Annotated in this window: 13 protein-coding genes; 9 read left to right on the top strand and 4 right to left on the bottom strand. The window is 67.7% G+C overall.

Annotated features, from left to right (window positions below; all coding sequences use genetic code 11):
- Positions 1 to 55: 55 nt before the first annotated feature.
- The 5 genes from B1A87_RS00515 (at position 56) to B1A87_RS00495 (ending at position 4,521) form a co-directional block, all read left to right on the top strand.
- Positions 56 to 946 carry a CPBP family intramembrane glutamic endopeptidase gene (locus tag B1A87_RS00515; protein ID WP_144275672.1) on the top strand — a complete coding sequence of 297 codons (891 nt, stop codon included), beginning with the start codon at positions 56 to 58 and terminating at the stop codon, positions 944 to 946.
- 36 nt (positions 947 to 982) lie between these two features.
- A complete protein-coding gene (locus B1A87_RS00510) occupies positions 983 to 1,495 on the top strand; it encodes a hotdog fold thioesterase (RefSeq protein WP_078027555.1) in 513 nt (170 codons plus the stop codon).
- A 9-nt stretch (positions 1,496 to 1,504) separates the two neighbouring features.
- Positions 1,505 to 2,872, top strand: coding sequence for a phenylacetate--CoA ligase PaaK (gene paaK / locus B1A87_RS00505; RefSeq protein ID WP_078027556.1), 1,368 nt, complete (start codon positions 1,505 to 1,507; stop codon positions 2,870 to 2,872).
- 131 nt (positions 2,873 to 3,003) lie between these two features.
- Positions 3,004 to 3,621, top strand: a complete 618-nt coding sequence (locus tag B1A87_RS00500; protein ID WP_078027557.1) for a TetR/AcrR family transcriptional regulator — start codon at positions 3,004 to 3,006, stop codon at positions 3,619 to 3,621.
- A gap of 57 nt (positions 3,622 to 3,678) precedes the next feature.
- The gene (locus B1A87_RS00495; protein ID WP_078027558.1) at positions 3,679 to 4,521 is read left to right on the top strand and encodes a DUF427 domain-containing protein; all 843 of its coding nucleotides are present in this window, start codon (positions 3,679 to 3,681) and stop codon (positions 4,519 to 4,521) included.
- Between the two features lie 61 nt (positions 4,522 to 4,582).
- Here the strand turns inward: B1A87_RS00495 and B1A87_RS00490 are convergent, their stop codons facing one another.
- Positions 4,583 to 4,990 carry a VOC family protein gene (locus tag B1A87_RS00490; protein WP_078027559.1) on the bottom strand — a complete coding sequence of 136 codons (408 nt, stop codon included), beginning with the start codon at positions 4,988 to 4,990 and terminating at the stop codon, positions 4,583 to 4,585.
- Positions 4,991 to 5,167: 177 nt separating this feature from the next.
- A complete protein-coding gene (paaZ, locus tag B1A87_RS00485; RefSeq protein WP_144275671.1) occupies positions 5,168 to 7,279 on the bottom strand; it encodes a phenylacetic acid degradation bifunctional protein PaaZ in 2,112 nt (703 codons plus the stop codon).
- Between the two features lie 185 nt (positions 7,280 to 7,464).
- Between paaZ and B1A87_RS00480 the strand changes: the two genes are divergently transcribed.
- From B1A87_RS00480 to B1A87_RS00465, 4 genes are all read left to right on the top strand, one after another.
- Complete coding sequence (locus B1A87_RS00480; protein WP_078027561.1) at positions 7,465 to 7,908, top strand: PaaI family thioesterase; 444 nt, start codon at positions 7,465 to 7,467, stop codon at positions 7,906 to 7,908.
- A gap of 75 nt (positions 7,909 to 7,983) precedes the next feature.
- The gene (locus tag B1A87_RS00475) at positions 7,984 to 8,733 is read left to right on the top strand and encodes an ABC transporter permease (RefSeq protein ID WP_078027562.1); all 750 of its coding nucleotides are present in this window, start codon (positions 7,984 to 7,986) and stop codon (positions 8,731 to 8,733) included.
- Positions 8,734 to 8,979: 246 nt separating this feature from the next.
- Entirely contained in the window at positions 8,980 to 10,305 is a 1,326-nt protein-coding gene (locus tag B1A87_RS00470; protein ID WP_078027563.1) for a hypothetical protein, read from the top strand.
- Between the two features lie 192 nt (positions 10,306 to 10,497).
- A complete protein-coding gene (locus B1A87_RS00465; RefSeq protein ID WP_260681008.1) occupies positions 10,498 to 10,731 on the top strand; it encodes an antibiotic biosynthesis monooxygenase in 234 nt (77 codons plus the stop codon).
- Here the strand turns inward: B1A87_RS00465 and B1A87_RS00460 are convergent.
- On the bottom strand, positions 10,637 to 12,814 hold the full coding sequence (locus B1A87_RS00460; protein WP_185982181.1) for a S1 family peptidase: 2,178 nt from the start codon (positions 12,812 to 12,814) through the stop codon (positions 10,637 to 10,639). The two genes, B1A87_RS00465 and B1A87_RS00460, sit on opposite strands and share 95 nt — an antisense overlap.
- Before the next feature lie 296 nt (positions 12,815 to 13,110).
- Positions 13,111 to 13,824, bottom strand: coding sequence for a tyrosine-protein phosphatase (locus B1A87_RS00455; protein ID WP_260680552.1), 714 nt, complete (start codon positions 13,822 to 13,824; stop codon positions 13,111 to 13,113).
- Positions 13,825 to 13,925 lie beyond the last annotated feature (101 nt).

Below are 13,925 nucleotides of genomic sequence, written 5' to 3'. Positions count from 1 at the left end.
CAGCCCAGCCGCGCCGCGCGCCGCGCCCGGCGGGCTGTCTCTTATACACATCTAGATGTGTATAAGAGACAGCTGGCGGAGGTGGCGCAACCCGCGCGCGTGGACGGCCCGGCAGAAGCTCTCGCTGTTCTTCGGGCTGGCCTTTGCCATTTCGTGGTGGGTGTGGCCGCTGACACTGCTCAATCCGGACAGCTCGCCCATGGTCCCCTTCGGGCCCGCGCTGGCGGCGCTCGTGGTGGCATCCCTGTCCGGCGGCAAGGAGGGCCTGCTCCGGCTGGTGCGGCAGCTCGCCCGCTGGCGCGTCCCTGTCCGCTGGTATGTGGTGACACTCGCGTTGCCGTGCCTGATGGTCCTGGCTTCGGCCGCCCTCACGGTTGCCGGCGGCGCCCCCGCACCGGGACTGGGCCCGAACCCAGGCTGGTTCATGCTGATCGGCACGTTCGCCTCGACCCTGGTGATCGTGGGCCTGTTCGAGGAGCTCGGCTGGCGCGGCTACGCCCTGCCCCTGCTCCAGCAGAACCACACCGCGCTCGCCGCCTCCCTTCTCCTCGGCGTCGTGTGGGCGCTGTGGCACCTGCCGGAGCTCGTGTCGGACCCCACCGGACAGCGGCCGCCGGTTCCGTTCCTGCTCATGGTGATCGCCCAATCCGTGCTGCTGGCCTGGATCTACAACAGCACGAGTTCCACGCGAAGCGCCCTGGATCCCGTCACCGGGGAGCATCCCTGGCCCGGGGCCGGAAGCGTGCCACTTTGCATGCTGTTCCATGCCTCGTTCAACACCTCCGGAGCCCTTCTTTTCCCGGCGCTGGCCGGCCCGCATTACCTCACGCTGTGGTGGACCCTGGCCCTGCTCCACGTACTGGCCGCGCTCGTGGCCATTGCCTACGCGGGACCCTTCAGACTGGCACGCACCCTTGACACGAAGGCCCCCGATGGGATTACCTAATGAACATTCGGTAAATAAAGCTGGAGGCAATGACGCGTGGCTGAAACGACAATTCCCGGTATGACCCATCCCACCCTCGAGAACGACTATGCCTCGGAGTGGATGGGGATCGAGGTCCTTGCCCTCGGCGACGGCCACGCGACCATCCGCATGACCCTGCGGCAGGAGATGCTCAACGGCTTCGGCATGGCCCACGGCGGAATGATCTTCGCCTTCGCTGACTCCGCCTTCGCCCTCGCCTGCAACCCGGCCACCCCGGGCCCAGGCACCACCGGCACCGGCACCGGCAGCAACGGCAGCGGCACCGGCACCGGCACCGGCACCGGCACCGGCACGGACAGCATCACTGTTGCCTCCGGCGTCGACATCAATTTCCTCAAGCCGGCCTTCCAGGGCCAGGTGATTACCGCCGTCGCCGACCGCCGCTCGAGCGCTGGCCGCAGCGGCCTGTACGACATCCAAATCTTCGCCGCCGACCCCGGCACCCAACTGCCGGGCGAGCTCATAGCCGAGTTCCGCGGGCGCAGCCGCACCATCCCCAAGAAGTAGGAACCCATCATGACCCTCCACGCCACTGAACCCAACGCCGCTTCCGCCACGGCCGCGCACGCCACCGACGCCGTGCTGGACCCCGAAGAGACCATGTCCCGGGACGAGATCGAAGCGCTCCAGCTCAGCCGCTTGCAGCACACCGTGGCCTACGCCTACGACCGCGTGCCGCTGTACAAGCGCAAGTTCGACGACGCCGGCATCCACCCCACGGACCTCCGCGAACTGTCCGACCTCGGCAACTTCCCCTTCACCACCAAGGACGATCTCCGCCAGGAGTACCCGTTCGGAATGTTCGCCGTGCCGCAGAGCGAAATAGCCCGCGTGCACGCCAGCTCGGGCACCACGGGCCGGCCCACCGTCGTCGGCTACACCACGAAGGACCTGGCGGACTGGGCCAAACTCGTGGCCCGCTGCCTCCGCGCCTCGGGTGTCCGGCCCGGCATGAAGGTCCACAACGCCTACGGCTACGGCCTCTTCACCGGCGGACTCGGCGCGCATGCCGGCGCCGAAGCCCTGGGCTGCACTGTCATTCCGATGTCCGGCGGGCAGACCGAACGCCAGATCCAGCTCATCCAGGACTTCGAGCCGGACGTCATCCTGGCCACACCCACCTACCTGCTCACCATCGCCGACGCCATGGCGCACATGGGCATCGACCCCACGTCCACGTCGCTGAAGTACGCCGTGCTCGGCGCCGAACCGTGGACCCAGGAAATGCGGCACGAGCTTGAAGTCACCATGAACATCAAGGCCTGCGACATCTACGGCCTGTCCGAGGTGATGGGCCCGGGCGTGGCCGGCGAATGCGTGGAGACGCAGGACGGCAGCCACATCTGGGAGGACCACTTCCGGCCGGAAATCATCGATCCGTTCAACCCAGCTCCCGGCAAGGAGAACGTCCTGGGCGACGGCGAGCACGGCGAACTCGTGTTCACCTCGCTCACCAAGGAAGCCCTGCCGATCATCCGGTATCGCACCAAGGACCTCACCCGCCTGCTCCCCGGCACGGCGCGTCCGGCCCACCGCCGGATGGGCCGCATCACCGGCCGCAGCGACGACATGATCATCCTCCGCGGCGTGAACCTGTTCCCGTCGCAGATCGAGGAAATCGCCCTGCGCATCCCCGAGCTCAGCCCACACTTCCAGCTCGAACTCACGCGCCCCGAAGGCCAGCGGATGGACCAGCTGACGGTGAAGATCGAGCGCCGCGACAACGTCACCGCCGAGGCAAGTTCGACGGCGGCGCGCGCCCTGCGCGAGCAGATCAAGATCCACGTGGGTTCTTCGTGCACGGTGGACGTGGTGGATCCGGGCTCGCTTGAGCGTTCCAACGGCAAGCTGCGCCGCATTTACGACCTGCGGCCGAAGGCCTAAGGCCGTGCCGCGCGCGGCCGTCCGTGGCTGGCCCCGGCCGGCCACGGACGTGTCCGCGCCGGACGTCCCCGCGCAGGCTGGCAGAACGTGCCTGCGCGCGTTGACCGAACGTTCATGAGAAAATAGCCGGTATGCCCAGCACAGCAGCCAATACAGCAGCACCAACGAAGCGCGGCCGCCCCGGATACGATCAGCAATCCGTGCTGCTGATCGCCGTCGACGTCTTTAACCGCCACGGCTACGATGCCACATCCATGGGCATCCTCGCCGAGAACCTGGGCATCTCGAAGTCCGCGATATACCACCACGTGCCGTCCAAGGGCGACCTCCTGAAGCTCGCCCTGGACCACGCGCTGGGCGGCCTCGAAGCCATCCTGGAGCAGCCGGGCGCCACGTCCGGTGCCGCCGACGCGCGCCTGGAGTTCGTGCTGCGCCAGACCATCGCCGTCCTGGTGGAGCGGCTGCCGTTCGTCACGCTGCTGCTGCGGCTGCGCGGCAACACGGACATCGAGCGCACGGCCATGGAACGCCGCCGTGCCTTCGACCACAAGGTGGCTGGACTGATTTCCGCTGCCCGGGACGAAGGGTCGCTCCGGCAGGACATCGACCCCCGCACCGTCACCCGCCTGCTGTTCGGCACCATCAACTCGATCGTCGAGTGGTACAAGCCCGGCGGCTCGCTCTCCCCGGAAAAGCTCGCCGACGACGTCATCACCATCGCGTTCGACGGCCTCCACGCCAAGGCCTGACGCCGCGCCACGAATTGGCCGTTGACGCCGGCTCGCTGCCGCGCCCACGCTAATTCCATGGCCACCAAAGTATCCGAACTCCTGCTCGGCGCGTTTCCGGACCTCCGCTACGAACCCACCGCCAAAAGGGTCCGGGCAGGCCTCGACGGAAGTCCCGTCGTCGACACCCAAAGAGCCCTCCTCGTGTGGGAGCCGAAACGGGTCACCCCGGTGTACGCCGTCCCGGAGGAGGACCTCCTGGCCAGACTCGAGCCCACCGCCCACAACGGAAACGGCGACGGCCGGGGCACGGACGAGCTGCCCATCCGGCTCACGGCCGACGGCCCGCCCGCGATCGATCCGCGGACCGGCTTCCGGCGGCACACCACCCCGGGCGAGGAACTGGACGTCCTGGCCGCGGCCTTCGCCGCGCCGCACGCGGCGTTCCGCCCGGATGACCCCGATCTGGACGGCTACGTGATCCTGGACTTCGGCGCATTCCACTGGCTGGAGGACCACGAGGAAATCATCGGCCACCCCCGCGATCCGTTCCACCGTGTGGATATCCGCTCCACGCTGCGGCGCGTGGCGGTCATGCTCGACGGCGTGATGCTGGCCGACACCGTTGGGGCCCAGCTGCTGTACGAAACGCTGCTCCCGGTCCGCTACTACATCCCGCCCGCAGACGTCCGGCTGGACCTGCTGGAGGCCACCAAGCACCGCACCGTTTGCCCCTACAAGGGCGAGGCGAGGTACTGGAGCTTCCCGGAATCGGCCCGGGGCAAGAACATCGCATGGGCTTACGATTCCCGGTACGTGGATGCTCAGCAGATCCACGGCCTGGTCTGTTTCTTCAACGAGCGCGCCGACATTTTGGTGGACGGCGAGCCGCAGGGGCACCCGGTCACGCCCTGGTCATAAGAACCGAACCCTCCCCCACGGCGTGGGGAAGGGTTCGGGTGAGGGATGCCGGAGGTCCGGATCAGAGCTGGTATTCAGCCTGCGTGCCGAGCCTCTCGTGGACGCACAGAATGTTGTTCTCTGTGTCCATGAACCAGGCGCACTTTTCGGCGTCGGTTGTACAAATGTGGTTCTCGGTCTTGAGATCCGGGCGGTCATAGTCCTGGAACCGGACGCCCCTGGACTCCATGTCCTGGACGGTCCGCTCGATGTCGCTGACCTCGAAACTCAACGTGGTGTGCTCAGAGTGCCTGCCGTCCCTGACAGGCATGAGCTGCAGCATGGGTCCGCCTTCGCTGCCGAACAATTCGCTTCCGTCGTCTGCCACGCCACGGTGAGGGAGTCCAAGTGTTTCCGCGTAAAAACGACGGGCGCGCTCTTTGTCATCCACGGGCAGGACAGTTGTGGCTGTGTTTAGTACTAGGGTCATGTCGCCACCTCCTACGGAGCACATTTTACGCCCGGCGGCCCGCGAAAGATCAGCCCAAATTTGTTCCCTGGGCACCGTTCAAGCACCCCCGCCCGCCGCCCAACTAAGTAGCAGCAGAAGCCGTTTTCAGGGCTCAGAACGACGCCTGCTGCGACCTAGTTGGGGGAATCGGTTGGCTTACTTCTCCACGAGGGTCAGGACGTCGTAGGTGGCCACGATCTCGTCGTTCTGGTTGGTCAGCACGGCGTCCCAGGCCACCTCGCCGTACTCGTCGGTTTCGCGCGGCGTGATCTTCTTGGCCGTGAGCGTGACCCGGATGGAGTCACCTGCCGCCACAGGCGTGATGAAGCGCAGGTTCTCCAGGCCGTAGTTGGCCAGGACGGGGCCCGGGGCCGGCTCCACGAAGAGCCCCGCGGCCCAGCTCAGCAGCAGGTAGCCGTGCGCCACGATGCCAGGGAAGAACGGGTTGGCTTCCGCGGCTTCCTGGTTGGTGTGGGCGTAGAACGTGTCGCCCGTGGAGTTGGCGAACGCCGTGATGTCCTCCAGCGAAACCTGGCGCAGCTCGGAGCGGACGGCGTCGCCGATGCGCAGGGTCTCCAGGGACTTCCGGAACGGGTGCGTGCCCTCCGTCTCCACGGTGAAGTTGCGGTCCGCCCCGGTGTGCCACACGCCGGTCACTGCGGTCAGCATGTTCGGCGAGCCCTGGATGGCCGTGCGCTGCATGTGGTGCATGACCGAGCGGATGCCGCCCAGCTCCTCGCCGCCGCCGGCCCGGCCCGGCCCGCCGTGGACCAGGTGCGGCTCCGGGGACCCGTGGCCGGTGGAGCTGCGGGCGTCTTCGCGGTTGAGCATCAGCACGCGGCCGTGGTGCGCCGCGATGCCCGTGACGAGCTCCTGCGCGACGCCGGGATCGTTGGTGCAGACCGAGGCCACGAGCGAGCCGCCGCCGCGGGCGGCGAGGCGGACGGCGTCGGGAATGTCCTTGTACCCGATCACGGAGGACACCGGGCCGAACGCCTCCAGCGAGTGGACCTGCTCGGTCTCCGCGTCAGCCCAGCTCAGCACAACCGGGGACATGAAGGCGCCGCCGTCGACGACGCCCGTTGCGCCGTCCGCGCTGGTGACCGACGGCGAATCAAGGGTTCCGTACGCCAGCTCGCCGCCGGCGTCGAGCATGGACTGCACTGCGGCGCGGACGTCGGCAAGCTGCTCCACCGAGGCGAGCGCGCCCATGGTGACGCCCTCGGCGCGGGGGTCCCCGAGCACCACGCGCTGCTCAACCCGGGCCCCGATGGCGGAAATGACGGCGGGCACCAGGTCCTGCGGCACGATGGCGCGGCGGATCGAGGTGCACTTCTGGCCTGCCTTGACGGTCATCTCCGTGACCACGGACTTGATGAAGGCGTCGAACTCCGGGGTGCCTTCGACGGCGTCCGGGCCGAGGATGGCGGCGTTGAGCGAGTCGGTCTCTGAGGTGAAGCGCACGCCGCCCTGCACCACGTTGCGGTGCGATTTGAGCGACTGCGCCGTGGACGCCGAGCCTGTGAAGGCCACGAGGTCGCGGTAGTCCAGCACGTCCAGCAGCCCGCGGACGGAGCCGGAGATGAGCTGCAGCGAACCCTTGGGCAGGATGTTGGACTCGATGATCGCCTTCACCACGGCCGCCGCGACGTAGCCCGTGGGGGTGGCGGGCTTGACGATGGTGGGGACGCCGGCGATGAACGCGGGCGCGAGCTTCTCCAGCATGCCCCAGACCGGGAAATTGAAGGCGTTGATCTGCACGGCGACGCCCGGGATGCGGGTGTAGATGTGCTCGCCGGCGAACGAGCCGTCCTTGGACAGCACCTCCATGGGCCCGTCCACCACAACCTGCGAGTTGGGGAGCTCGCGCCGGCCCTTGGAACCGAAGGTGAACAGCACGCCGATGCCGCCGTCGATGTCGATCATCGAGTCGATCTTGGTGGCGCCGGTCTGCGCGGAGAACGCGTAGAAGTGCTCGCGGCGGGCGTTCAGGTACTGCGCGAGCTCCTTGAGCTTCAGGGCGCGCTGGTGGAACGTCAGCTTGCCGAGTTCCGTCTGGCCGGTGGTGCGGCCGTACTCCACGACGGCGGCCAGGTCCAGGCCTTCGCTGCTCACCTTTGCCAGGATCTCCCCGGTGCTCGCGTCGCGCACGGGAACAGCGGAAGCCGCCGAACCGGCGTCGGGGGTCCACCAGGAGTCCTGCACAAAACTGGGCACGGTCTCGACGGTGTCCAGGGAGGGCTTGGGAGCGGTAGCGGTTGTGGTCATCGTTGACGGGTCCTTCCAACGCGGAACAAACAAATCCGGGCAATCCGGCAATCCGGTCAGCGCATTACTGACCGTCCGTTCGGTAATATGTCTACAGTACATGAATGTGCCGTGCTGCACACTAGGAGCTGAGCACACCGGCCTGGCCACCTGCCGCGCTCCCACACCGTTCTGAGGAGACACCTATGACGCCCGAGCCCCGCGACGCCGAGCTGACCAAGCAGCCCGATACCCCCGAGCTGTGGAAGATCGCCCTGGGCGAACTCGACAAGAAAATGGGCGTGAAGATCCTCGAGGAATCCGTTGAGCGCGTGGTGGCCACCATGCCCGTGGAAGGGAACCGGCAGTCGTTCGGCCTGCTGCACGGCGGCGCTTCCCTGGCGGTGGGCGAGGCCGTGGGGTCGTGGGCGGCCGTGATCCATGCCAGCACGCTGGGAAAGACGGCGGTGGGCGTGGACGTCTCAGCCACCCACCACAGGTCGGCGCGCAGCGGCCTCATCACCATCACGGCCACCCCCATCCACCTGGGCGGGACGCTCACCACCCATGAGGTGCTGATCACCAACGACGCCGGCCAGCGGCTGTGCACCCTCCGGATCACCAACCTGCTGCTGGCCCGGAAGGCCTAAGCCGCCGCGGTTCCTTGATTCGCGCGGTTTCGGCCTTTCGCTTGGTTCCGCGATTCACGCGGATAGGCTGAACGCGTGACTGAGCTTGGCGACTTGGCCCCGACCCTGATTGCGGTTGCCCTCCTGATGGCGGTGACGGCCGCCGTCCTCGCGGGCACCCGGGTGCCGCATGCCGCCGCGCCGGCCTTCGCCATCCTCCGCGGAGCGGCGCAGCTCGCCGCGGTCAGCCTGATCCTCGGAGCCGTGATTGCCAGCGAGGGCTGGGTGGCCTTGGCGCTCGCGGTCATGTTTGGTGTGGCGGCCATGACGGCGGCGCGCCGCCTGGGTTGGGACTGGGGGCACCTGGGGATGGTGGCCGGTTCCATGGCTGCCGGCATCGCTGTTTCCCTGGTCATCGTTTTTGCCACAGGTTCAATCGACTTCACGCCGCGCTATGCGCTGGCGGTGGGCGGCATAGTAGTCGGAAACTCTATGGCCATCGCGGCTCTGTCCGGCCGCAGGTTCAACGAGTCGGTCATCGAGCGGTGGGACGAGGTCGAGGGCTGGCTGGCCCTGGGCGCCACTCCCCGCCAGGCCACCCGCGACATGGCCCGCGGCGCCGTGTACTCGGCGCTCATCCCGTCGATTGACCAGACCAAGACCACCGGGCTGGTCACGCTGCCGGGGGCGTTCGTCGGCGCCATTTTCGGCGGGCTTTCGCCCTTGGAAGCGGGGCGTTTCCAGATCGTGGTGCTGGCCTCCATCATGGCGGCCGGGTCGGTGACCGCCATGATGCTCATCAGCCTGCTGGCCCCGGTCCGCGTGCGGCCCGGCCGGCTGTTGTGAGGCCGCTTCGAATGCGGCTGCCCGGGCATCTTGGATGGGTCAACGCGCACCGTTGACTTTGCCCCCGGAGGCTTTGTACGCTGACACATCCGGATAGATGGCAGGCAGAGGCCGGCCCTCCATCCGGCCGCGTCTTCAACATAGGCCGCCGCTCGGATCACATTCCCGCGGAGGCTGATTCCGGACCGCGGCCAGCGACGGTGCTGCGCCGAAGTCCGCATTGTCCTCATCACCGCAGGTGCAATCATGAGCCCTAATTCCACGAAGGCCGCGGTGCTGGCGGTTGTCCTTTTGGTGGGCGGCCTGCTGGCAGGCGTGTCCACGTTTGCCTCGTCGACCGCGGGAACCCACTACTATCTCAGCGCGGTGGGCAGCGACACCAACTCCGGGACGTCCGCCGAGTCGCCGTGGCAGTCGCTGGCGAAAGTATCTGAATCCGCCCTGAGGCCCGGCGATTCCGTCAGCTTCCGCCGGGGTGACGAGTGGATCGGCACCGTGGTGCTGGACCACAGCGGTACGGCGGCCTCAGCGATCACGCTCAACAGCTACGGAACAGGGAACCTGCCGACCGTCACCGGGGGCGAGGGCGGGAACTGCTTCCGGCTCAGCGGCAACTTCATCGTGGTGGACGGATTGCGGGCCACGTCCTGCGGCTACGCGGGCTTCAGCGTTGACGGCGACAACAACACCGTCAGGAATTCCGAGGCCTCCGGCAACACTGCGGGCATCAAAGTGGGCGACGGTTCCGACTTCGGCAACTACACGGGCAACGTCCTGACCGACAACAACGTCATGAATGCGAACACCCCGGGTACCAACTGCGGGTCGCCCCAGGCTGCGAACTGCAGCGACGATTCAGGTGCATTCGGCGTGCTCATCAACGGCAACGACAACGAGTTCTCCGGCAACACCGTCACCGGTTCCAGCGCCTTTTCCTACGACTTCGGCCGCGACGGCGGCGCCTTTGAGATCTACAACGGCAGCCGCAACAGAATCCACCACAATACATCGATCGACAACAACGTGTTCTCCGAGATTGGCCGCTCGAACGGAACCGCGGACGGCAATGTGTTCCGCTACAACCTCGTGCGCGCGTCCTGCGGCGCGAACTGCGCCGAGGCCTCGGGACTGATTGTTCGCGGGCCCGGTTCGCAGTTCGGCCCGACCAACAACACGACGTTTGAATTCAACACGGTCTGGCTGAACGGCCCCAATTCCCGGGCTGTGGTCTGTCACGCAACGTGCCCGGCGTCGACCGTGATCAGGGGCAACATCCTGGTCGCTGTGGCCAACGCCCTGTGGCTGGACGGTTCCGGCTGGACCGAGCAGGCCAACGTCGTCAACGGGCCAAGCAACGTCTTCCTGGACCCAACATCCACCACCGCTCCCGCGCTGTTCGTGAACGCCCCCACGAACCTGCACCTGACCAGCGGCAGCCCGGCCATCGACCGGGTCGGCAGCAGCCCGTTCGGGGTGGACCTGGACCGGCTCCAGGTGCCGCAGAACGGCCATTGCACCGGGACCGGCAAGGCCGACGCCGGCGCCTACGAGTACGATTCACCGAACTGCTAGTACCCCGCCGGACCGGCACAGCAGGGCGCCGGGCACTTCATTTTGGGACCTTCCGCGCGCCCCGGCACCGGAAGATAATCAAGGTAACTGCTCTTTGCGCCATGGAGGTGGTGGATCGTGTCGGTATATACCTTGGGAATCTGGCTCATCAAACCGGGCCATGAGGACGATTTCGTGAAGGCGTGGCAGGACATGGCCGCACGAACGCAGACGGATTTCCCGGAAGCCAAAGGGGTTCTGATGCACGACCGGGACGTGCCTAACCGTTTCATCAGTACAGGGCCGTGGGAATCGGTGGACCAGATCGAACGGTGGCGGGCATCGGCGGCGTTCACTGAAGGTCTCCAGTCGATCCGCGAAATAGTTGAACACTTTGAGCCTCACACACTGGATGAGGCTGCCACGATCGGCATGGCCGCGAAATAGCCCGCCGGGCGTCGGCTGAGCAGCGGCTACAACCAGTTAACGCCTGCCGCGGCGCCTGAGAGCCACCAATAGCGCGCCGCCGAGCACGAGCGCGGCACCGGCGACCCCGCCAAGTGTGTATAAGAGACAGGCCGGACGCGCCCGTGTCTGCCAGCGTCGCCGTGCCGGCGCCGTCCCCGATGGCGATGTCCGCGAGCCTGTCCGGCAGCGCCGCGACAACGGACGGTTCGGCTGCCGGGGTGAGGACGGCGGGCTGGTCCCCGTGCGCCGCTGCAGGCCGGGACGGGACAGCGGGCTGGCCCGCGGCGGGCGGATTCGACCGCGTGCCCGGCTTTGGCGGGGCGGGTGTGGGAACCGTGCTGAAGCTGCTCAGGGCGGACCGGCTGAAGCCGTTGATGGCCTGTGCCGTGAACTGCGTGGCTGACGCCGGCGCGGTGAAGGACCAGTTGCCGCCGGCGTCCACTGCCACGTCAAACGGTTCGCTGCCAGGCAGGGTGATTCGGACCTGTGTTCCCGCCGGCACATCCGCCGCCGGCGCCGCGGCAAGCCTGCCCGCGATGCGCTGCCCCGCCACAACCGGCCCGGCCGGCAGGGGCGCCGTAAGTACGGGTTTGTTCAAAAAGAGCCTGAGCTGCACACCCGGCAGGACGGCGAGCGACTGCTCCAGGGTTGCCGCAACGGCGAAGTTCTCCACCGACGACCTCGCGTTGCCGGCCGAATGCGTCCCCACCGCGTAGTTTCCACTGATCCAGGGACCGCCCGAATCGCCGCCGCTGGACTGCACGGAGGTGGACAGGAACCCACGGAAAGACCGGAGGTCATCGGGATCTCCTGAGCTTCCGCCGACTACGTAGATCCCCACCTCATCCACGGTTCCGCACGACCAGCCCTCGGTGCGCCCCGAGCGGCATACGGCCTGGCCTTCGAGCGGAGCCGCTGTGCCGACGATCGGGACGGAGCCGGCGCCAAGATCTGCGGGATTCTGCCACTTGGTGGCGGCCGGGAGCAGGTCCAGATCGGAGCGGATGGACTCAATGACCGCGATGTCGGTACCTGGCGCCCCCGGGTTGGCGGGATCCGTGATCCGTGCGTTTCCCGGCCCGCCGAACTGGCTGAAGCCGAACGTCCCAAGCTCTCCGGTGACCCCGCTTTCCGCCAGGAATCCGCCGGCCGGATCGCCGGCGGGCAGGGTGACCTCGGCCAGCTTTGCGGCGCCGTCGTCCGCGCAGTGCCCCGCGGTTAGCACCAGGGGCTTGCCGTCTGGGCTGAAGGCGCTGAATCCTGCGGAGCAGACAACCCGGCCGTCGATCCGGTACCCCTGGCCGCCGAGGAAGTCCTCTTCGCTGGCGATGGGATCAGCCTTTTCCAGCACCACGTTGGCGTATCGGGCTACGAAATCCGACGGCGACATGTGGGGCTCACCGGGCTGGCCGGCCGGCGCGGGCTCGGCGGCGGATGCCGGATCCCCGGCCGCTGCGGAGGACCTGTCTCGTGCTGCGGCGACGGGGTCAGCTCCGGGCGGAGCCCCGGCGGCGGCGGTATCGGTTGCTGCACCGGTTTCGGGCGCATTGAGGCCGCCCGTGCGGATGATGAATTTGCCGTCCGCGGCGGCCACTGCCTGAAGACCGGCTGCCCCGACATCGCGCACATACGCCCGGTAGAGCTGGTCCGTACTTGTGGCCTGGAGCGACTTTGCCTGGTCAGTCCCCTGCACCGGAGCAGCCGGCGGCGTCGCTGCCTGCCCGGATGCGCCCGGCCCGGAAATGTCCTGGGCCGGAGCGCCCTGGCCGGCCCGGGTCGGGGCGGGTAATTCCGCCGGTGTGTTCACGGGCGATGTTGGTTCCGGTGCGGTAGCCCCGAGATTTGTGCCCGGCGGAACGAGCACAAACTCGTTCCGCCGGGCAGCATCGGCTGCGTTGAGGGCACCAATCGCCTTGTTGAGCGCGGGGCCGGCGCCTTCGACGAGGATTTTTCCCTGGCGCAGGCGCATCGCCACGAATCCCGGAAGCTCGCGGAGGGCGGCCATGGCGTCGGCCGCGCGCTTGCCCTGGGCGCCTGCGGCGTCGAATTCCGCCACCGTCATGCCCAGATCCCGCTGAACGGCCTCAGCGAGACCTTCTTCGGCAATATTTCCGGCCGCAACCCGGGCGCCAGGGGCGGCCGGGTCAGCGGTGCCAGTGGCCCCCGAATCCTTTGATGCCCGAGATCCCCCGGATGCCGGGGACGAAACGGGCGGAGGCGCAGAACCCCCGGTGACTGCCGTCGTCGTGCTTTCCGCAGCCGAAGCGGGCACGGAAGCGAAAACAGCACCGAGCGCCAATGCTCCTGCCGCCCCCAAGGCAAGCGCGCGCCGGGCTGCGGCGCCGTACGCGGAAGAAGTCACAGGGCCACCCTAGCGCCGAGGGCAGACAAAACGGCTGCCAGCTCCGGCTCGGAGACGCCATTCCGCAACAGGAACTGCCGGGTGTTGAGCTCCCGCACGAAGTCCAGGACCACAGCGCCGCGGCGCTCGAGGAGCGGCGCGAACGTGTCGTCATCGAGGTACCGTTCGTGCGGGTGCGGTGGCCACAGCGTCCGGTGGCGCTCGTTGATGGCGCGCATCGCGGCCTGGTAGCCGGCCACGATGTCGTGATCGCTGGCGCCGGCCAGGTCCTGCAGCATGGCCGCGATCATGCCGCTGCGGTCCCGTCCGGCCGAACAGTGGATCACCACTCCGCCGGACGCAGCGGCCACGGCCTTGAACACGGCTGCCAGTTTGTCGGGGAAGATCCGGGCGTTGGCGGCATAGTGGGCGGGGTCGTTCAGGTACGGATCGCACAGGGCTTGGAACTCGCGGTGGTCCGGATCCTCGGTGGGCGTGAAGACGACCTCGAATGCGTCGAGCGCGTCGCCCACGTCGGGATCGGTGTGACGGGGCTGCCGTTCGGCGGCATTGCGCAGGTCGATGATGGTGCGGACGCCGTCGTCGTAGGCCTCTTTCCAGCCGGCCCGCGTGACCCATTCGCGCCGCCCCATCCGGTAAACGGAGCCTGCGACGCGCCAGGCGTTCACCGCGCCGTCCCAGCCCACAGGTGCCTGATCCTTCGCATTCACGGTGCCAGCTAACCACACCCGGCGCAGCGACAGCACCGGGCGGGTCCGGGTAGTTCACGTTTAGGCGATATAAAAGCGAGTACACGTTCTCGGATCATGGC

It is taken from the genome of Arthrobacter sp. KBS0703 (genome assembly GCF_002008315.2).
Classification (GTDB): Bacteria; Actinomycetota; Actinomycetes; order Actinomycetales; family Micrococcaceae; genus Arthrobacter.
The sequence above is the reverse complement of the archived record's forward strand: the minus strand, read 5'-3'. Positions and strand labels throughout refer to the sequence as shown.

Coding starts and splice junctions, on each gene's coding strand:
- B1A87_RS00515 (WP_144275672.1), top strand. CDS start 56: ATGTGTATAAGAGACAGCTGGCGGAGGTGGCGCAACCCGCGCGCGTGG.
- paaK (WP_078027556.1), top strand. CDS start 1,505: ATGACCCTCCACGCCACTGAACCCAACGCCGCTTCCGCCACGGCCGCG.
- B1A87_RS00500 (WP_078027557.1), top strand. CDS start 3,004: ATGCCCAGCACAGCAGCCAATACAGCAGCACCAACGAAGCGCGGCCGC.
- B1A87_RS00495 (WP_078027558.1), top strand. CDS start 3,679: ATGGCCACCAAAGTATCCGAACTCCTGCTCGGCGCGTTTCCGGACCTC.
- B1A87_RS00490 (WP_078027559.1), bottom strand. CDS start 4,990: ATGACCCTAGTACTAAACACAGCCACAACTGTCCTGCCCGTGGATGAC.
- paaZ (WP_144275671.1), bottom strand. CDS start 7,279: ATGACCACAACCGCTACCGCTCCCAAGCCCTCCCTGGACACCGTCGAG.
- B1A87_RS00480 (WP_078027561.1), top strand. CDS start 7,465: ATGACGCCCGAGCCCCGCGACGCCGAGCTGACCAAGCAGCCCGATACC.
- B1A87_RS00470 (WP_078027563.1), top strand. CDS start 8,980: ATGAGCCCTAATTCCACGAAGGCCGCGGTGCTGGCGGTTGTCCTTTTG.
- B1A87_RS00465 (WP_260681008.1), top strand. CDS start 10,498: ATGGCCGCACGAACGCAGACGGATTTCCCGGAAGCCAAAGGGGTTCTG.
- B1A87_RS00460 (WP_185982181.1), bottom strand. CDS start 12,814: ATGACGGTGGCGGAATTCGACGCCGCAGGCGCCCAGGGCAAGCGCGCG.